This window comes from Clostridium cylindrosporum DSM 605, assembly GCF_001047375.1.
GTDB classification, from domain to species: Bacteria; Bacillota; Clostridia; order Clostridiales; family Caloramatoraceae; genus Clostridium_AB; species Clostridium_AB cylindrosporum.
Window position 1 is genome coordinate 1 of sequence record NZ_LFVU01000011.1, and the last position, 19026, is coordinate 19026.

Below are 19026 nucleotides of genomic sequence, written 5' to 3' on the forward strand. Positions count from 1 at the left end.
CTCCTGGCACACGGCTTAGAAGGCCGTTGCTCTATCCAACTGAGCTAAAGGCGCATGTCTCGTCGTTTGGTTTCCCTCTCGACAAGATATATCTTACTACTATTAGAAAAAATCTATTTACTTAAAAACAATAGTATAAATTAATTATATTAACTATTCTTTCTTATACGATTACTTTCTAGTTTTTACGACATATGACACTCCTGGTTGTGTTGTTATTATATATATTATAATTACTGCCTTTTTATACATTATATAGTGGATGTATTATAAAATAAAGCTGTAGTAATCAGATAACGCCCTCTCTCCTATACTACAACTTTATTAGTTGTTTATCCAATAACTAACCTCTTTTGATATACTCACTTCTATAAGCAGCTCTAAATTCCTTTATACAACTTCTAAGAATTAAGAGGTCCGTTTATATTTGATATTCTATATTAACCTCGACCTCTTTAAAAAACTCATTATATATCTGTTTTCTTACCCTTGCATAATCAAGACTACTACGATCCCTTGGCCTTGGAAGCTCTACCTTTACTATTTTCTTTATAGATCCTGGCCTACTAGACATTACAACCACCCTATCCCCTAGAAATACAGCTTCATCTATATCATGGGTAACCATAATCATTGTAGTCTTCTCCTCTTCCCATATTCTAAGTATTTCTTTTTGCATGTTAATTCTAGTCATTGCATCTAATGCCCCAAATGGTTCATCAAGAAGAAGTATCTTAGGGTTATTAACAAGACTCCTCGCTATACTTGCTCTTTGCTGCATTCCCCCTGATAGTTGATGAGGGTATGCCTTTTCAAACCCTTTAAGTCCAACAAGTTCAATATTGTGCTTAATAAGCTTTTCTCTTTGAACTTCATTAACCCTATCTCTAAATCCAAAGGATATATTCTCCTCTACAGTAAGCCACGGAAATAATCTTGATTCTTGAAATACAACTCCTCTGTCTACACTAGGCCTCCCTATAAGCTTATCTCCAAGTAGAATTTTCCCATCATAGTCATCTTCAAGTCCTAGTATTAATCTTAAAAGTGTACTTTTGCCACAACCACTTGCCCCTACTATAGAAATAAACTCTCCTGGCTTCACAGTAAGATTAACATCCTCTAATACATCTATATTCTTACCTTCTACCTCAAATCCTTTGCTTAATGACTCTATCCTAATAGTATTAGTCATAACCTCACCTCCCTAGTTTTTAATATTTACATTCCACTTTAATGTCTTTGCTTCTACTAACTTAATTCCCTTATCAACTAATATACCAACTACACCTATTGAAAAAACTCCTACAAACATATCCGCTGGTTGAAGTATTTCCCTACTATACATTATCTTATATCCTATCCCTGAAGCAGATGATATTAACTCAGCTGCAACTACACACATCCAGGCTGTACTTACCCCTATCTTAATACCTGTAAATATAGCAGGAAGTGCTGCAGGGAAAACAACCTTAAAAAGTGTTTCCTTCTTACTTTTTTCTAGAACCTTTGCAACCTCAAGGTATTTAATATCAACTGACTTTATACCATGGATAACATTTATAAGAACTGGCCAAAATGTTCCTATAGCTATAACACTAACCTTTGAACCCTCTTCAATTCCCATCCATAGAATAAGAACAGGCATCCACGCAATAATTGGAATAGGCCTTAAAAAACTTAAAGTACTACTTAGTGCTTCATTAACCTTTTTGAATAATGCCATTAATGTTCCAACGATAACTCCAAGTAGAGCACCTATAAAAAAACCTTGTACAACTCTGAAAAGACTTATAGACATATGAGTTAAAAGTTCTCCTGACTTAACCAGTGATATAAAAGTTATAAATATATCCTTAGGTGAAGGTAAAATCAAAGGTTTAATATATCCTAGCCTTGAAAAAGCCTCCCATAGAAGTATTATTACTAAAGGAGTTACAATTCCAAGGTTTATAATTCCTTTATTTATATCCTTTTTAGACTTAGGTGCTTTGACCTTATTTATTTGTTTTTTATCAGGTTTCTTAGTCCCTGTTATTATTTCCCCCATGCCATTTCTCCCTTATAGATTTATAATTATAGTTCTAAAATAAAGTTACTATTTTAGGCCAGCTTTAATTAAAAAGCTTCTATCATAAAACTTTTCTATATCTACATCCTTTTGAAGTACCTTTGATTTTCTTAGGAAGTTATAAGTTGATTTAAATTCTTTAATATTGTCATCTGTTATAGCAAGTCCTTTCTTACTATTCTTTGAAAGCTTTAATATTATGTCTTTAGGTAATAAAGACTCTGCTGCAGCTATTTTAATTGCCTCTTCATCTCCATTAAGATAAAGGTTTCTAGCTTTATCATATACTTTCAGTATTCTTGCTGTTATGTCTGGATATTCCTTAGTGAAGTCATCACTTGCTGCAATAACACCTACCACTTTCTTATATCCCCTGCCTGTTTCTATAACCTTTCCTACTCCTTTGCTTTGTGCAAGGGATAATTGAGGTTCAGAAACAACTGTTGCATCAACATTATTAGTTTCTATTGCATTTAAGCAGTCTGCAAACTTAACATTAATTAACTGAATTTCACTTTGCTTAATTCCCGCCTTTTCTAGGTATAAACTAAGTAGATGATGATTTACAGTTCCAATTGTAGTAGCTATTTTCTTACCCTTTAGGTCGTAAATTGACTTTATAGGTGAATCCTTAGGTACAAGAAGTCCTTGAAAGTCATATCCTGAATCTTGATTAGCTATTATCTTTGCATTAAGACCTTTACCTATTGCAGTGATTATAGGCTGATCCCCTAGTGTTCCTATGTCAATTTTTCCACTTATAAATGATTCAATCATAGCAGGTCCATGATCAAAATATGTGTATTGTATCTGAACTCCTTCTTTTTGAAATTCCTTTTCGAAAAGCTGTTTATTCTTAGCTATTGCAACTTCACCTGAACCTTTTATTCCTCCAATTCTTATGACTCTAGGAGCTTTTCCTTCTTTAAATGTTTCCTTACTTTCACATGAAGCTAAAATAACCAGTGTTAAAACCGCAACCATTATAAGTATCATGAAAGACTTAAATTTCATAAAAGTACCCCCTTTTTTCTATACCCATACTTAACCCTAAAACATTCATACCATATAAAACCTATCGATTTTCTTCCTCAAAGGGTAAAAAAATATAGGCTAAAAAATAAAAAACTTCTGCCTCTGTACATACAGAGGCAGAAGTCAATACTTCCGCGGTTCCACTCTGATTTATATTAGGAAAATCCTAAATAATCTCTATCAGATCCTAACAGATCCTATTCCTATAACGCGGACAAACGTAACCGCCTACTAACTTCGGCTTAACACTCCTAGGGGCACTTCAACTAAGATTTATCATAGAACTCTTTCAGCATAGTAGTTCCTCTCTGTTATGCTTCACTTAACCTACTTTTCCTAATCATCATGTTTAAAATCTTATTAATTTAGGATTATGGTATAGTCAAATACTAATTCATTTTCCAATTACTTTCAATTATATTTTTTCTATATAGTGGTACTTAATTATAGGTTTTTTCTATGAATTTTTATGATTCTTCTTTAATGTAACGAATAATACCATTTCTAGTTTATTAATATGTTTCTTGAAATATTAGACATATCATTATCTCCATGATAATATAAAACTGTATGAGGGATAATATAGTTATGTATATTAAACCTTTTATTATTTTAAGCATATTTAAAGAATGCTAGTCTATTATTAGGCTTTAAAAAAATATTTTTATAGGAGCTTTATTTTATGTTAACTAATTTATTATTAAAAATAGCTACTAAGGGAAATACAAATTATAAAAACAAAAAGATACGAAACAACGTAGGGTTTCTGTCTGGAATAGTTGGAATCATCGTAAACGTTACTTTATTTGTTCTCAAATTAATAGTTGGTATTGTAGTATCCTCTGTAGCAGTTACTGCAGATGCATTTAATAACTTATCAGATGCAGCATCATCTATAATAACAATTATTGGCTTTAAAATGGCAAGCAAACCCGCGGATAGAGACCATCCATATGGTCATGGAAGAATTGAATATATATCAGCATTGATTATTTCATTTATGGTAATGCTTGTAGGATTCCAGTTTATAAAAACATCTATTAATCGTATTATGAATCCTGAACCAGTAGCATTTGAGTGGATACCATTTATACTTTTAGCTGTTTCAATAATATTTAAACTATGGCTAGGTATATTTAACCGAAGTCTTGGGAATAAAATTGATTCGTCATCATTAAAAGCTACAGCTACAGATGCTATTGGAGATGTTTTTATAACTTCGGTTGTAGTTATTTCACTATTTGCATCAAGATTTACTGCATTCCCTATTGATGGATATATAGGAGTGCTTGTTGCATTATTTATTCTATATGCAGGATACTCTCTAACAAAAGAAACACTAAGCCCACTTATTGGAGATGCACCTGATAAGGAGCTTATAAAGGAAGTAGAAAATAGTCTTCTTTCATACAACCACATAACAGGAGTACATGATTTAATAATTCATAACTATGGTCCTGGTAGAACTATGGCATCTATACATGCAGAGATACCAGCAAACATTGATATTATGACTATCCATGAAGTTATAGATAGAGCGGAAAGAGAGATAAGCAAGAACCTTGATCTTCACTTGGTTATACATATGGATCCGATTTCCGTTGATACAGAGGAAGTAGCAGAGGTTAAAAACGAAGTTAATAAGATTATTAAGTATAATCCATTTATAAAATCCATGCATGACTTTAGAGTTGTTGGTAAGGGCGATAAGAAGAATCTAATCTTTGATATTGTTGTAGACACTATTAATCTTGATAAGGTTTCATCAGAAGACCAACTTAAAGATGATATTTCAAGTGCTATTCATGACATAAATCCTCAGTACAATTGTATAATAACAGTAGATAAACACTATTAAAGTAGTCCCCATTAGGTATTTACCTAGTGGGGACTATTTGTATCATGCTACTTTTTCATGTGTTTTTATCTTACTTTTTGGCTTATAGTTTAGGACTAAATTAAGTATTATGGATGTTATACTAACCATAAATAGTCCATTTGTACATAACATATTTAGAGTTTCAGGAATCTGATGAAATATTTTCGGTGCAAAGGTTACTCCTACACCAACAGCAAAACTTGTACCTATTATAGTAAAGTTATTATCTTCATAGAACTTTAAACTTGATAGTATAGATAATCCAGCTGATGTAATCACACCAAATAAGGCAAGTGTAGCCCCACCTAAAACTGACTTTGGAATCATAGTTATTATCGCAGCCACCTTTGGGAATGTACCAAGTATCATTAGTATTACTCCTGCTGTTATAATCACAGACCTACTTTTAACCTTTGTAAGGTTCATAAGTCCTACAGTTTCATTATACATGGCAGATGGTACAGAATTAAATATACCGGATATTAACTGTCCTACTGCCTGGGCCTTTAATCCTTTTATTTTTGAATTATTATCTGTATTATGTCCTGTAACCTCATCTAAAACTGCAAATACACCTATACACTGTATCATATTAATAACACAAAAGATCGTCATAATAATAATCGATCCTAACTTAAATTCAGGTGCTCCAAATTTAAATGGTGTTATAATTTGAAAAACCTCTGCTTGCATTACTGGCTTAAAATCCACCATACCTAAGAGAGATGAAAAAATAGTTCCTCCTACTATACCAATCACTAAAGACAGGGCTTTAAACATACCCCTTCCAAATCTTTCGATTAATATAATGGTAGCTAACACTCCAAGCCCAATTAAAAGGTTTTTTATATCTCCAAAACTACTTGAAAACTCTCCCCCTGCTAAATCCTTTATAGCATTAGGAGCTAAGCTAATTCCAATTAAAGTAACGAATGTTCCAACAACAACCTTTGGAAAAAGCTTTAAAACCTTATTCATAAAGAAGGATATTATAAATACCAATATAGCTGATCCAATAATCGAACCAAACACAGCATCGAGTCCATACTCTTTCCCAATCAAAATCATTGGACCTAAAGGAGAAAATGATGAACCAAGCATCATAGGTAGCCTTGATCCAATTAACCCTTTGAATCCTATTACTTGTATAAGTACTGTTATACCACTTGTAAAAAGGTTTGCTGAAACAAGAAATGCAATTGTCTTGTCATCTAAGTTAAGGGCACTTCCTATTAAAAGTGGTACTGCAATAGTACCTGGACATATTGCTAAAACATGTTGAAGTGCTAACACTATCCTTTTGCCAATAGTAACTTTTTCATCAAACATCGACTCTTTATTTAATGCTAAATTAGACATAAAATCAACTCCTCAATAATACATTATCGTCAAACTACATTTAACATTTATGTAAATTCCTACAAGAAATATCTACTATTCTTTACATAAATACAGGAGTTTCTACATTCTTCTATAGCATTCAACTAAAATATCAAACACAAAAGGAAAGTCTTCCCTAAGAATACCTTAGAAGAAGACTTTCCTTTTAAATATTTACCCACATAAATATCCTATCCAATTTTTTATATTTTTTTACAAAATTATCTAGGCGACCTACAAAACAAAAAAAGGCTAGTATTCCGTCTAGCTCTAGTAGTTTATCTTTCTTTGTCTTATCATATTAAATTTGATAATATCAGTATCTATATATTCATTAGCATAAACTAGAGGCTGATCATTACCATCAAAATTAACTCCCTTTAGAAGAAGGAATGCCTTTACTTCTCCCTTTTTAAAGTCAATATACTTTTCAAGTTCAGGATTTTGTAGATTAGTTTCTGTAGTTATTTCTACCTTGTCCCAAGTAACTTGTTTCCCTGACTTGTCATATATATACTCAAAAATTGAGTTTTTGTAATTTGGCGAGTCTTGGTAGTCCTTTTCACTAATTACTCTTCTATCAAAGTAATCTATACAAAGAGCACATGGTCTATCATCAGCTAAAAACATTTTCTTAGCTACAGTTACTGGATCTCCAACCGTTATATTTAAAATGTCTGCTAGTTTTGAATCACAGTATATAGTTTCTATACCTAGTAGCTTTACGCTTGGAGAATATCCACTATCGGAAATCATATCTCTTAGCTGCAACACTGGGTTAAACTTAACCTTTATCTCTAAACCCTCTGTATTTACGAAGGTACCTTTACCCTGTTTTCTTATTACAATTCCCTCGGATGCTAATTCGTTAAGGGCACTTCTAATTGTAACTCTACTAACACCTATTATCTCTGCAAGCACTTCTTCCCTTGGAAGCTTATTACTTTCATTTAGATTTAAGGTATTAATATATCTTTGTATGCATATCTTAGCTTCATCTGCCAAAGCCGTTCTTTTAAGACGATGCTCGTGCAACAATGCTCCCACCTTTCTGACTTAATAAGTATTACCTATTACTTTACTTGAATTATCTATTTTGAAAATATCACAATAATTTATTATTGTCAATGTCGATATAAGTAGAAAAGTTAACATTATACTACGCATTTAGTTAAAAATCTAATATAATAATATTTTTAACTAAATTATTTCTTTTATTCTATATATTTACTAAATATTATATGTAGTAAATATAAAAAAAGTAATAATCCCTAGAAAAACCCTCTAGAGATTACTACTTTATTATACTTTAAAATTTTTATTTTGAATACCTAGATACTTTAACATTATCTAATTCTATATTAGAAGTTTTATTTTTATTTATTAGTTTTAAAATATCCTTAGGACTTCCATGTGCAACTACTCCGTATGTCTTTACTCCATTTTTCTCTACATACCTTAGAGCATTAACATAGAACTCTTCTCCACCAAATCCAAAATTAAATGTTTCCAAATAATCCTTCTGATCAGTCATGTACTTAAGCAGAGTCTTAAAGTGAATTCCCATTATCTCACCTGTAATATTTCTATCCTTTACATTAGCTAGTTCTAAGTATGGATATTTCTTCTTATCCTCAGTACTTTCCTCTACTATTATTCCTGTACCTGTAGGCTCAAATCCTAACTGATGACTTACACCAATATCCTTTTTCCCATACCTTACTGGAATCCACGAGAAATATATACTTTTAAATTCCTTTATTAAGCTTTCAATTTCACTTAAAGGCTTATCCTCCTTAAATGCTATATATGCGGATACCATTGATGTACTAGGAAGAATCTCCAGTTCCTTTATTATATCTTCATATGCCTTTCTATCCTGTTTATACTCAGCTAGTATAGCGTCTCCAAATGCATTCCCGGGAGCAGACTTAAAAAAATTTTGTGATAGATTCTTAATTTCGCCCCTAACTATTTCACCAGTAACTATTTCATCTCTACCTTTAAATGTTTCCCATTGATATATGCTCATTCTGTACTTTCCGTAATTTAAATCCTCTACATTAACACCATTTGTTATAAATCCTGGATAATGTAGTTCCGTAAATACACTAGTATCAAGAAATAACTGCTTTTGATATTTATTCGTATCGAATTTATCTGGATTATAAAAGACTGAACTAATAATAGGGTCAAGTATCTCTCTTGTAAATAAAATTAATACTAACGAGGAGACTAGAATAACTAATGCCTTTATATTAAACCTACTATATTTCTTATTTTCCTTACTTAAATCATCAAGTCCCATTTTTCCCCCTCATTTATCACTTTTCCTTTTTATAACATATTCTATGTATATTTAATATGTCCTTTATATGAATAAGTAAAATACAAGACACATCAGGAAGGGACTGCCTAGTGTAATCTACTTACATTAGGCAGTCCCTTAATCACATTTAACCAAGTCCAACATCTAACATCATCATAATAGTAAAACCAATAATACATCCTAGTGTCGCTATATCAGTACTATTATGGTCTCCTGATTGCGCCTCGGGTATAAGCTCCTCAACAACCACATAAATCATTGCACCAGCTGCGAAGGCAAGTGCATATGGAAGTATTGCCTGAATAGAGGTAACAAGTGCTGCTCCTATAACCCCTGCTATAGGCTCAACAATCCCTGATGCCTGTCCATATAAAAAACTCTTTTTTCTAGATAGCCCCTCACCTCTAAGAGGAATTGATACCGCTGCCCCCTCTGGAAAGTTTTGAAGTCCTATTCCTATTGCTACTGCCATGGCAGAAACAACAGTTACACCATCCATCCCATTAGCTGCTGCCCCAAAGGCAACACCTACCGCAAGACCCTCTGGGATATTATGAAGTGTTATGGAAAACACCAGAAGTATACTTCTTCTTAGCCTAGTGTTAATCCCCTCACTTTCACCTTTTCTAGCTGCAAAATGAATATGTGGAATTATCTTATCAGCTATCCATAAAAATGCTGCACCACCTAGAAATCCAATAGCCGCTACAAGAAAAGATGGTATACTTTTACCCTCTGCCATCTCAATTGCAGGTGCAAGTAAAGACCAAAAACTAGCTGCAATCATAACTCCAGAGGCAAAACCAAGCATAACATTAAGCATCCTTTTATTAATGGTTTTAAAGAAAAATACCATTGAAGCTCCAAGTGCTGTTAAGCCCCAGGTTATTAAGGTTGCTAAAAAGGCTAGCAATATGGGGCTTTGATTGTTTATCCACTCCATATTATCAACTCCCTAATTCTTAATAAAGTAGTTAGTTTATCATATTATAATATGATAATGATTATTAATTGAAATTATATGCTTAATAGAATATGTTGTCAATATATGCAGTATATGTGTAGTTTCGTGCATATATTGTCCATAATCTCTTTCCTAACTACAGTAATTGTTAATTTTAATATATACTTTTAATATAGTGCAGATGTTAGGGGGAATAAAATTGTGGAAAAGAGAGTTATTAGAAAACATAATTATCAAATTCTTAATGAAGAATTAAACTATCTCGAGTCTCAAGGTAAGATAGACTCAAATAAGAAATATGAAATTTTAGATATGTATCAAGTTAGTAAATCCTTTAGCTTTATAAGAGTAATTCTAATAATATCTGCTCTCTTAATAGGGGTAGGGATTTTAATCTTTGTTGCAGGTAATTGGAAGGAAATGAGCCACTTAAGTAAGTTTCTTTATATAGCTATAGCTGTATTAGGTTGTAATTTAGTTGGATATAAAATTAATAAGACTTCACCTAAAACTGGTATAAGCCTTATATACCTTGGCTGTCTTATATATGGAGCAGGAATAGTACTTATTGAGCAAATGTTTAATTATATTACTATCTTTAGTGATACCTGTTTTATTTGGTCCCTAGGAATAATTCCTATAGGATTATACTTTAAAGATAATATAATAAAAATCTTCTCTCAAATATTACTTATTTTCTATCTAGCTAATTACAATCAAAGTATATTAAAGCTCTTACTTATAAGCTTAATAATACTAGGAATAATTTTATTGATTGTTAAAGTTAAAAATAACAATCCTATTATTAAAACACTTAATATAATTATTCCACTTATAGTTATCATTACATTTAGTAACTTACTATTAATTAACATAATATATATAGCATTACTATTCTTCATTTTAGGTATTATTAGTACTTTTGTAGAAAATCTTAAAAAGTATAAAGAACTACAACTAGTAGGAACCCTTCTTTATGGGATATCTGGAATATATATTACCTTAGGAGAATCATGGCAAGGTATATTTAATTCAAACACTTCAAATATAATATCTATTACCTTTAGTGTAGGCTTCTTTATATTCCTAATTATTTTACTAAAACAAGAAAGAATCTCATCTATTATATTTATTTGTGCTCTTGTATTAAGATACTACGCAGACTATTCATATAACTTTATGCCAAAATCAATGTTCTTTATTATAGGTGGATTAATTCTTGGAGGCTTTGGATATTGGTTTGAGAAAAATAGAAAGAAGGGGGGTAAAGCTGTTGAATAAAATAAAAGCACTATTAGTTTTAATAATTCCTGTGTTAATACTAATAGCAATCAGTATACAACCTTTCACAACAAAAGCTATAGGAAAAGAAATTATTGTTGAGAAGCCTTACATTGAATTTAAAGAAAATAGCACAGAAAACATTAAAGGTATAAATGTTGTACCTTTAAGCAAATTAAAGGATTATAAAAAATACCTAGCTTCTGGACCCTCTAAAAACAATATCATATATGTACAATTAGAAAGGTCTGGAGAAATATATAAAACTAAATATGTAAGTGATGAAAAACCTAAATCAGGGGTGTATCTAAAAGCTAAGATAGATTATATTGATGAAACAACTAAAAAAGCTTATATTGATTTAGGTAATTATAATTCATTAACTTGGGACCCTGAGGCAGAATCAAAAGCATATGTAAAATTAAAAGTTTTAAATGGTTTATTTATTGTTGAAGAAGTAATTACAAGTCTTCCTAAATAAAAAATTCATATTAAATAAAAGATAAAACTAGCAAATTTAATCTGCTGGTTTTATTTATATTAATTAACTTTATCTTTTTCTCTTAAATCTTACTACATAAACCAAAGCCAAAATTAGTGCTACACCACTTACCACTGTGATTATAACTTGGCTTTTATCTATTAGCCCTGTGTTTTGATTATTAAAGGGGGGCATATTTTTCATTTCGTTTCCTTGAATATTAGCATTTTTACCTTTTACTTCTTTATCTAAAGCCTGGTTATTTGATTTTTCATTTGCATCCTTGCTGTTTTCTACTTGTTTACCTCCCATATTAGGTCCCTTACCCATGCCTTGAGATCCAAGTAGATTCATATCTAAGGATGACTTAATTAGATTATCTTTATTCTTCCTCTGACTCTCTGTACTTGATGGAAGGTTTCCATCTAATTGACCTTGAACACTTTTAGAGCGAAGCTTTCCGAATTCTATAAGGGCTGGTATTGCTTTTTGATAATCCTCGTATTTATAAAAAGCTGTAGGATCACTTTTTACATAATTTTTTATAAGATTATTTAGTTTATTTACCTTATTTTCAAACACTCCATTTGTAAAGTATTCACTAACTATTTTTTGAAGATAATCATGGTATTTCTCTTTATAACTTGAATTGCTAAGTAACTTTGATACAAGTGGACGCTCTGATAGCTCGACTCCTGATACAGGTGTATCTATAGGGAAGTTAACCGCAGATGTAGAATCTCCTCCTTGAAATCCAGCAAATGACAGGTTATAGTCCCATGGAAGAATTGATATCTTTCCATCCTTCTCATATAAATAGTAATTATGCTTCATGCTACTAAAATAGCTATCTAGATTTACAAGTATTGTATTTGCAGCAATATATCTTAAGACTCCATCTACATCAAGATAACTTTCAAGATTTTCTCCACTATTTAAACTCTTTATAGCCTTTATTACTCTCTTCTTATCTGACTTAGTAGAATCGAATACAGAGTAATCAAATATATTAGAATAACTACTTATGCTTTCATCTATATATTTAAGATCACTTCCTCCTCCACTTCCCATTCCAGGTCCTCCCTTAGACATTCCACCGACATCTGGAGCTTGTCTATTCGCACTATCTGCAACTTTTTGTGTATTGTTACTTTCATTTTTCTTAACTTCAGAAACTTTTTCATTAGTTTCCTTTACCTGAGGAACACTACCTCCATTAGCTATAGGAGTATTCATGTCCATAGGTGGTGCCCCTTGGGTTTGTCCATTTACTGCTTTATTCATTGGCATATTGCCTTGCATTTTTCCCACGTTCATAGTTTCTGGTTTATAAAGCATTCCATGGTAAGTTCCATAGCTTCTCTTTGCAAATGATTCCTCTAGGGATTCAACCGCTAGATAAAGCCCCCATGCTTTCCCGTTTACACTAACATTGGTAAAGGAATATAAAGGAGTCGTAATACCTATATAATTCATAATGTCATAGGATAGGTATTCCTTCATATATGTAGCATCTGATTGAATATTGTTGATAACAAGCTTATCAAGCCCAAAACATGTTTGTCCCTCTACATAATGATCAAATTCTATCTTAAAGCTATATCTATTTGACCTGCTACCTGCTACCTGGGAAAGACTTGAGTTTCCCTTTGGACGAATTCCTACATTCTTAAATGTTGTCCCATTAATCGTAACATCACATGATGTATATTCCTCCTTAGTAGCGTTTTTAAGCATTTTGTCCCATTCCTTAGTATCCATCTCTATATTAATTGAGGTAATATTGTCCTTATTAAAAACCTTAGTTTCATATTCAAAAGACGTAACCTTTGAATCTTCACTAGACCTTGGTATAAACATAATAAATGTAGTAAATGTCACTCCTATAATTAGTGCCAAGGCTACAATTATTTTAAAGTGTTTACTTGATATCATTTTGTCACCCCTTAGGACATATAATCACCGTTATAACTTACTAAAACAGCATTATTTACACCTTTAATACCTGCTATCATATTAACAAACTGAGTAGTCGCATCCTTAAGTCTTACCTCTACAGTAAGCTCTATCCCATCAGGTGAAACTGTTTTTGACTTAACTATATGCTTTTTGACATTTGTTTCTATTGATTTATTTACAAGATCCTCTACATTATCATCAATGCAGCTAACTACTAATATATAAGGATTATCACTACTTTTCCTATTAACGAAAATAATCATTATTATTCCAATGAATATTGACCCGAATATAGCAAGTGGAATAAGTCCTGCCCCAACTACTATACCCGCTGATATTGACCAAAATAAAAATGCAATGTCTAGCGGTTCTTTAATAGCTGCTCTAAAACGTACAATTGAAAGAGCCCCTACCATACCAAGGGACAACACTACATTGGAACTTATCGCCAAGATGATTAAGGATGTAATAAGTGTCATCGCCATTAAGGACACACCAAAACTTCCTGAATACATAACACCATTATAGGTTTTCTTGTAAACAAACAATATAAAAAGCCCTAGAATAAAGGCTAACCCAAGGGCTATACCCATATCTAACATTGAAAAAGAAGATACTTTTTCAACAAAGCTCGATTTGAAAACATCATTAAAAGTCATTTTTATCCTCCTAATTATCCATATATTCTACATGCTGCATACTTTGAAAATGCAGTGCATTTTCTATTATTCACCTGAACTATATCCCTAATAATATCCGGAATATACTCATCATATTTAACCTCTAAAATTATTACCTTATTCCTATCAACGCTTATAGTTGGAAGGCTTACATTGAAAAGGTCCCTTGAGTAAATTCCTGTTCTTATATTACTATCAAGGGTTATCCTTACATTGCCCATTTTATATATAAATGGCTCCCTGATATAATCAACAACTGTCTTAGGTCTTAGCTGTTGATACTTCATTTTTGCATACAGCTCTACTACAAGAGGATGCATGCATTCTCTCATCCAGGCTAAGTCCCCATTAATTATCTTCTCACACTCCTCCTTTGTAAGTCTTTCTGAAACCTTATTACAAAGCCCATTTATTTTACTTTTCTTTTCAAGCTTTATATAGGAAAAATCATCATTATAATACCTAATCCTAAATTTCTCCCTATTATTTATTCCATATATCTTTTCCTTAAGAGCTTTGTCATTTATGTTATCAAAATAAAGACTGCGTATTTTGTACTTTCCCTCAAATCCTGTATGTGGATCAGGTGTAGTTATTACCTTTAACCTTTGTTTTAGCCCTAGATAATCTGAGGTATTAATATAGTGCTTTAACTCATGCCTGAATTTCTTCTCTTTCATATCCTCCCCCCCTTTAATGTTTTTTCAGGAAACCTTGTTAATTTCATATTAACTAATTTGTGTGATGGGTATTTGAAGACTAAATGAAGATACCTGAAATTATCCATAAGAAGGGTTAAAATATATATCTTGCATCTTACAATAGCATTTATGCATCTTAACTTTAGTGCTATTGATAATTCACTTTTTTCCTGTTATTGTTAATTCATAGCTTATTCTATTTAAAAGGACGTGGAAAGTTTTGAAACTTATAATTGATCAATCCCTTGAAAACAAAGAACTAGAAATCACAATAAAGTGTAATTTAATAGACCCAAAGCTAGAAAAATTAATTTCTCAAATACGTCTTTACTTTTTTTCTATTGTTGGAAGAAAAGATGGAGAAAGCTTCCCTATTCAATTAGAGGATGTATATTATTTTGAATCTATAGATGATAAAACATTTACTTATTGCGAAAAAACAGTGTATGAGTGTGACTTAAAACTTTATGAACTTGAAAATCAACTTGGTGATACTAGCTTTATCAGAATAAGCAAATCTTGTATATTAAATACACTTAAACTAAAAAGCGTTAAGGCACTTTTAAATGGAAAAATGGAAGCTAGTCTTTTAAATGGAGAAAAGCAAATAATAAATCGTCATTACGTAAAGGCGATTAAAAGAAAACTTAATATATAAGGAGGGAAAGCAATGGCTAAACTAAAATATCATTTTATAATTAATTGCATTTCTTTTACCTTTATCACCCTTTCAATCTCAATAATTCAAAGTCTTAATCTAATAGAAAGCATTAAAGTTATAAATATTTATCAGATTTTCCTTATGACTACACTTGTTCAGGTTTTAATGTTTTTTACTAACAAACTTCATATTACAAGCACTTTTTTATTAATTGTCGTTAATCTATTTAATATTTTCATTGTAGTATTTCCACTAGGCTATTACTTTAATTTATTTGACTTATCACTTAGTAGTGTATTAATAGTGACCTTTTTAAATGTAACTTCATTTTTTCTTATCTATTTAGGCTCAATGATTAAAAATCAATGTGACGCAAGCTTAATAAACTTAAAAATTGAGGAGATGAAAAACAAATCAAAATAATTCTTAAAGAGGTGAAATCATTTGAATAAAATAATAGAGGTTAATAAACTAAAAAAATCTTTCAAAGATGTTCAAGCTGTAAAGGGTTTAGACTTTTACGTGGAAGCGGGAGGGCTTTTTGCATTTCTAGGCCCAAATGGTGCAGGAAAGTCTACTACCATTGATATTATCTCGACTTTATTACAGCCTGACAGTGGAAATATCACAATAGATGGCTATACCCTAGGTAAAGACGATGATAAGATACGATCTATAATCGGAATTGTATTTCAAGATAGCCTACTTGACCCTCTTCTTACTGTTAGAGAAAACATATCCTTAAGGGGTAGGTTCTATGGACTGTCTAAATCTGAACTAACCCTTGCAGTAGAGAAAGCATCAACTGCAGCTGGAGTAGTTGAATTTCTAGATAGACCCTACGGAAAATTATCTGGGGGACAAAGACGACGTGCTGACATTGCAAGAGCATTAATCAATACTCCTAAAATACTATTCCTAGATGAGCCAACAACAGGACTTGACCCTCAAACTAGACAAAATGTATGGGAAACAATCGAAAAACTTCAAAGAGAAAATGGAATGACTATTTTTCTAACTACCCATTACATGGAGGAGGCTGCAAATGCTGACTATGTAATAGTTATTGATAATGGGTTAATCTCAGCAAAGGGTACACCAATGGAGCTTAAGATTAACTACAGTTCAGATAATCTAAAGATAAAGCCTAGGGATTTTAATCTACTTCAAAGTACACTAGACTCTGAAAAAATATCATACAAAATTATTAGCGATGTATTTGTAATCCCATTAAAAAGCACATTGGAATCTATTCCAATCATAAAAAAATTAGAAAATAATATTGATAGCTTTGAAGTAGTTAGTGGGAGTATGGATGATGTGTTTATTAATATAACAGGAAAGGAGATTAGAGGATAATGACTTCAATTGCTATAAGAAACTTAAAAATATTTTTTAGAGATAAAAGTGCCATATTCTTTTCATTACTTTCGGCATTGATTATCATAGGACTTTATGCACTATTCCTAGGTGACGCTATAACAAAGGATATGAAGGGAATTGATAATGCAGAGATTTTAATAAACAACTGGATAATGGCTGGGATACTTGCGGTAACATCTATCACAACTACTATGGGTGCATTTGGAACAATGGTTAATGATAGGTCTCGAAAAATATTAAAGGATTTTATATCTTCTCCGATCAAAAGATATGAACTCGTTGGAGGATATATATTAAGTTCATTTATTATAGGTGTTATTATGACTTTTATAACCCTTATAATTGCTGAAGCCTATATATATATTAACGATGGTGAGCTTCTTTCTCTAGTAAATACCCTCAAGGTAATTGGACTTATTATAATATCTGTTCTTTCAAGTAGTGCAATGGTATTTTTCATGGTTTCATTTTTCCAAAGTCAAAATGCATTTGCAACTGCAAGTACAGTAGTGGGAACATTAATAGGATTCCTAACAGGTATCTATATTCCTATTGGTACTCTTCCTGAAGCTGTTCAATTTGTAGTCAAAGTTTTTCCTGTTTCACACTCAGGTGCCCTAATTAGACAGGTTATGATGGAGGATGCCTTGGTTACCTCCTTTGCAGGAGCTCCTAGCAGCTACATTGATAAATTTAATCTTGATATGGGAGTTATATATAAGTTCGGTGATACTACTGTTAGTTTTACAACAAGTATAATTATTCTTATTGTTACTGCTGTAGTCTTTTATATACTTGCTATATTAAATATGTCTAGAAAAATTAAATAAATTCTTATTTAACTGTATAAAAAGCAAGGTGTAAAAACCTTGCTTTTTTATCTATTATTATTTTTCCTAAAAGTAATTAATCTTTTTTAAATACTACTTTACCATCTATTATCACAAGTTCAACTTTAGATTTTATATCAAGTGGGTCCCCATCATATACTACAATATCTGCATCATATCCCGCCTCTACTTTTCCTAACCTATCCTGGCAAGTTAGTATTTCTGCTGCATTTATTGTGATTGACTTTATTGTATCGTTAAATGATAATCCCTGTGCTAAGGCTACAGAGGCAACTGTTCTTAAACACTCTATTGAATTATAAGGATGATCTGTTATTATTGCGGTTTTGATACCTTCTTCAAAAAGTTCTACAATTGAACTATATTTTCTAGACTTTAATTCCATCTTCGTTCTTGGGGTAAGAATTGGTCCAAAGGCTACGGGTATATCTCTCTCTTTCAAATAGCTTTTTACTAAATGTGCTTCGGTACCATGTTCAATAACCATTTTGCTAATATTAAATTCATCTGCAATTCTTACAGCTGTTACTATGTCATCTGCCCTATGAGCGTGAACACGAAGGGGTATCTGATTCTTTAATACTGGGATAACAGCCTCTAGTCTTATATCCCTTTCTTTGATGCTTCCATTTTCTTTATTATCTATGTAGTCCTCTGTTTTCATAAACAACTCACGTATTAAGGCTGCAGTCCCCATTCTTGTTACAGGACACTTAGATTTAGCACCATAGGTACTTAAGGGATTCTCTCCAAGAGATACTTTAAATCCTACTGGATTTTTAACTACCATCTTATCTATAATTTTACCATAGGTTTTTATAGCTACATTTCGTCCTCCAACAACATTGTTGCTTCCTGGACCGCTCATAACACATGTTACACCGGATTTTATTGCATCCTTAAATGAAATATCAAAGGGATTAATTGCGTCTATACTATTTAAATGAGGTGTAACAGGTTCAGAGGTTTCATTATTATCAATACCGATTTTCCCAGTACACTCCTCTATAATACCAAGATGTGTATGACAATCAATAAACCCAGGAAATACAAGCTTCTCTTTTAAGTCGATAACTTCCATATCCTCATACTCATCTGATAGGCTATCACTTATTTCTTTTATTTTACCGTTAACTATAAGTATATCTTTTTTATCATATTTATCTTTTTCTAAATCATACAAAATACCATCTCTTAGTAAGATAGAAGTCATTATAGTCATCCCTCCCTATATATTCCTAGCTAATGTTTAAATCCATTATTACCTTTAATATAACCAAATTGATGTAAAAAATGCACTTTTTAATCTTATTTCCTAAGTCTTAGCTAGTGTTTATAGGCTACAAATAAACTATAAAAAACCTAAGCCAT

The 19026-nt window shown here is 31.6% G+C and carries 18 protein-coding genes and 1 other annotated feature; of the genes, 7 read left to right on the forward strand and 11 right to left on the reverse strand.

Features of this window, described 5'->3' with window-relative positions; all coding sequences use genetic code 11:
• Positions 1 to 421 precede the first annotated feature (421 nt).
• The 3 genes from CLCY_RS05055 to CLCY_RS05065 are packed head-to-tail and all read right to left on the reverse strand — an operon-like array spanning position 422 to position 3085.
• Entirely contained in the window at positions 422 to 1195 is a 774-nt protein-coding gene (locus CLCY_RS05055) for an ABC transporter ATP-binding protein (protein ID WP_048570057.1), read from the reverse strand.
• Between the two features lie 12 nt (positions 1196 to 1207).
• Positions 1208 to 2050, reverse strand: coding sequence for an ABC transporter permease (locus tag CLCY_RS05060; RefSeq protein WP_048570058.1), 843 nt, complete (start codon positions 2048 to 2050; stop codon positions 1208 to 1210).
• 48 nt (positions 2051 to 2098) lie between these two features.
• Positions 2099 to 3085: an ABC transporter substrate-binding protein gene (locus CLCY_RS05065; protein ID WP_048570059.1), complete on the reverse strand. Its 987-nt coding sequence runs from the start codon at positions 3083 to 3085 to the stop codon at positions 2099 to 2101.
• A 130-nt stretch (positions 3086 to 3215) separates the two neighbouring features.
• Positions 3216 to 3459 (reverse strand) — a binding site (T-box leader).
• 329 nt (positions 3460 to 3788) lie between these two features.
• Between CLCY_RS05065 and CLCY_RS05070 the strand changes: the two genes are divergently transcribed.
• Positions 3789 to 4964: a cation diffusion facilitator family transporter gene (locus tag CLCY_RS05070; RefSeq protein ID WP_048570060.1), complete on the forward strand. Its 1176-nt coding sequence runs from the start codon at positions 3789 to 3791 to the stop codon at positions 4962 to 4964.
• A gap of 42 nt (positions 4965 to 5006) precedes the next feature.
• On the opposite strand, the gene CLCY_RS05075 is transcribed toward CLCY_RS05070, so the two are convergent.
• The 4 genes from CLCY_RS05075 to CLCY_RS05090 form a co-directional block, all read right to left on the reverse strand.
• Entirely contained in the window at positions 5007 to 6344 is a 1338-nt protein-coding gene (locus tag CLCY_RS05075) for a uracil-xanthine permease family protein (RefSeq protein WP_242844940.1), read from the reverse strand.
• Positions 6345 to 6635: 291 nt separating this feature from the next.
• Positions 6636 to 7400 (reverse strand): GntR family transcriptional regulator, encoded by a 765-nt coding sequence (locus tag CLCY_RS05080; protein ID WP_048570061.1) that lies wholly within the window; start codon positions 7398 to 7400, stop codon positions 6636 to 6638.
• A 283-nt stretch (positions 7401 to 7683) separates the two neighbouring features.
• Entirely contained in the window at positions 7684 to 8673 is a 990-nt protein-coding gene (locus CLCY_RS05085) for an anti sigma factor C-terminal domain-containing protein (protein ID WP_048570062.1), read from the reverse strand.
• 148 nt (positions 8674 to 8821) lie between these two features.
• Complete coding sequence (locus tag CLCY_RS05090; protein WP_048570063.1) at positions 8822 to 9637, reverse strand: ZIP family metal transporter; 816 nt, start codon at positions 9635 to 9637, stop codon at positions 8822 to 8824.
• 222 nt (positions 9638 to 9859) lie between these two features.
• Between CLCY_RS05090 and CLCY_RS05095 the strand changes: the two genes are divergently transcribed.
• Together CLCY_RS05095 and CLCY_RS05100 are read left to right on the forward strand one after the other, a co-directional pair.
• Positions 9860 to 10939: a DUF2157 domain-containing protein gene (locus tag CLCY_RS05095; RefSeq protein WP_048570064.1), complete on the forward strand. Its 1080-nt coding sequence runs from the start codon at positions 9860 to 9862 to the stop codon at positions 10937 to 10939.
• Positions 10932 to 11420 carry a hypothetical protein gene (locus CLCY_RS05100; protein ID WP_048570065.1) on the forward strand — a complete coding sequence of 163 codons (489 nt, stop codon included), beginning with the start codon at positions 10932 to 10934 and terminating at the stop codon, positions 11418 to 11420. Before CLCY_RS05095 ends, CLCY_RS05100 begins: the two co-directional genes overlap by 8 nt.
• Before the next feature lie 69 nt (positions 11421 to 11489).
• Here CLCY_RS05100 and CLCY_RS05105 read toward each other — a convergent pair whose 3' ends face one another.
• Genes CLCY_RS05105 through CLCY_RS05115 form a run of 3 tightly spaced genes read right to left on the reverse strand, consistent with a single transcriptional unit; the run spans position 11490 to position 14739 of the window.
• Positions 11490 to 13355, reverse strand: coding sequence for a CotH kinase family protein (locus tag CLCY_RS05105; RefSeq protein WP_053083270.1), 1866 nt, complete (start codon positions 13353 to 13355; stop codon positions 11490 to 11492).
• A gap of 11 nt (positions 13356 to 13366) precedes the next feature.
• Positions 13367 to 14038 (reverse strand): DUF4956 domain-containing protein, encoded by a 672-nt coding sequence (locus tag CLCY_RS05110; RefSeq protein WP_048570066.1) that lies wholly within the window; start codon positions 14036 to 14038, stop codon positions 13367 to 13369.
• Between the two features lie 14 nt (positions 14039 to 14052).
• Positions 14053 to 14739, reverse strand: coding sequence for a polyphosphate polymerase domain-containing protein (locus CLCY_RS05115; protein WP_048570067.1), 687 nt, complete (start codon positions 14737 to 14739; stop codon positions 14053 to 14055).
• A 241-nt stretch (positions 14740 to 14980) separates the two neighbouring features.
• Here CLCY_RS05115 and CLCY_RS05120 point away from each other — a divergent pair, with 241 nt between their 5' ends.
• From CLCY_RS05120 to CLCY_RS05135, 4 genes are read left to right on the forward strand one after another with little or no spacing between them, the layout of a single operon-like run.
• Positions 14981 to 15418 carry a LytTR family DNA-binding domain-containing protein gene (locus CLCY_RS05120; RefSeq protein ID WP_048570068.1) on the forward strand — a complete coding sequence of 146 codons (438 nt, stop codon included), beginning with the start codon at positions 14981 to 14983 and terminating at the stop codon, positions 15416 to 15418.
• A 12-nt stretch (positions 15419 to 15430) separates the two neighbouring features.
• The gene (locus tag CLCY_RS05125) at positions 15431 to 15844 is read left to right on the forward strand and encodes a hypothetical protein (RefSeq protein ID WP_048570069.1); all 414 of its coding nucleotides are present in this window, start codon (positions 15431 to 15433) and stop codon (positions 15842 to 15844) included.
• A 21-nt stretch (positions 15845 to 15865) separates the two neighbouring features.
• Entirely contained in the window at positions 15866 to 16780 is a 915-nt protein-coding gene (locus CLCY_RS05130; protein WP_048570070.1) for an ABC transporter ATP-binding protein, read from the forward strand.
• Positions 16780 to 17634, forward strand: a complete 855-nt coding sequence (locus CLCY_RS05135) for an ABC transporter permease (protein WP_048570071.1) — start codon at positions 16780 to 16782, stop codon at positions 17632 to 17634. The genes CLCY_RS05130 and CLCY_RS05135 overlap by 1 nt, the downstream gene beginning before the upstream one ends.
• A gap of 76 nt (positions 17635 to 17710) precedes the next feature.
• Here the strand turns inward: CLCY_RS05135 and CLCY_RS05140 are convergent, their stop codons facing one another.
• Positions 17711 to 18868 carry an amidohydrolase gene (locus tag CLCY_RS05140; RefSeq protein WP_048570072.1) on the reverse strand — a complete coding sequence of 386 codons (1158 nt, stop codon included), beginning with the start codon at positions 18866 to 18868 and terminating at the stop codon, positions 17711 to 17713.
• Positions 18869 to 19026: the final 158 nt, after the last annotated feature.

What these genes read in the sequence shown, in the direction of transcription:
- CLCY_RS05055 (WP_048570057.1), bottom strand. Translation starts at nt 1,195, where the DNA reads ATGACTAATACTATTAGGATAGAGTCATTAAGCAAAGGATTTGAGGTA.
- CLCY_RS05060 (WP_048570058.1), bottom strand. Translation starts at nt 2,050, where the DNA reads ATGGGGGAAATAATAACAGGGACTAAGAAACCTGATAAAAAACAAATA.
- CLCY_RS05065 (WP_048570059.1), bottom strand. Translation starts at nt 3,085, where the DNA reads ATGAAATTTAAGTCTTTCATGATACTTATAATGGTTGCGGTTTTAACA.
- CLCY_RS05070 (WP_048570060.1), top strand. Translation starts at nt 3,789, where the DNA reads ATGTTAACTAATTTATTATTAAAAATAGCTACTAAGGGAAATACAAAT.
- CLCY_RS05075 (WP_242844940.1), bottom strand. Translation starts at nt 6,344, where the DNA reads ATGTCTAATTTAGCATTAAATAAAGAGTCGATGTTTGATGAAAAAGTT.
- CLCY_RS05085 (WP_048570062.1), bottom strand. Translation starts at nt 8,673, where the DNA reads ATGGGACTTGATGATTTAAGTAAGGAAAATAAGAAATATAGTAGGTTT.
- CLCY_RS05090 (WP_048570063.1), bottom strand. Translation starts at nt 9,637, where the DNA reads ATGGAGTGGATAAACAATCAAAGCCCCATATTGCTAGCCTTTTTAGCA.
- CLCY_RS05105 (WP_053083270.1), bottom strand. Translation starts at nt 13,355, where the DNA reads ATGATATCAAGTAAACACTTTAAAATAATTGTAGCCTTGGCACTAATT.
- CLCY_RS05110 (WP_048570066.1), bottom strand. Translation starts at nt 14,038, where the DNA reads ATGACTTTTAATGATGTTTTCAAATCGAGCTTTGTTGAAAAAGTATCT.
- CLCY_RS05115 (WP_048570067.1), bottom strand. Translation starts at nt 14,739, where the DNA reads ATGAAAGAGAAGAAATTCAGGCATGAGTTAAAGCACTATATTAATACC.
- CLCY_RS05125 (WP_048570069.1), top strand. Translation starts at nt 15,431, where the DNA reads ATGGCTAAACTAAAATATCATTTTATAATTAATTGCATTTCTTTTACC.
- CLCY_RS05135 (WP_048570071.1), top strand. Translation starts at nt 16,780, where the DNA reads ATGACTTCAATTGCTATAAGAAACTTAAAAATATTTTTTAGAGATAAA.
- CLCY_RS05140 (WP_048570072.1), bottom strand. Translation starts at nt 18,868, where the DNA reads ATGACTTCTATCTTACTAAGAGATGGTATTTTGTATGATTTAGAAAAA.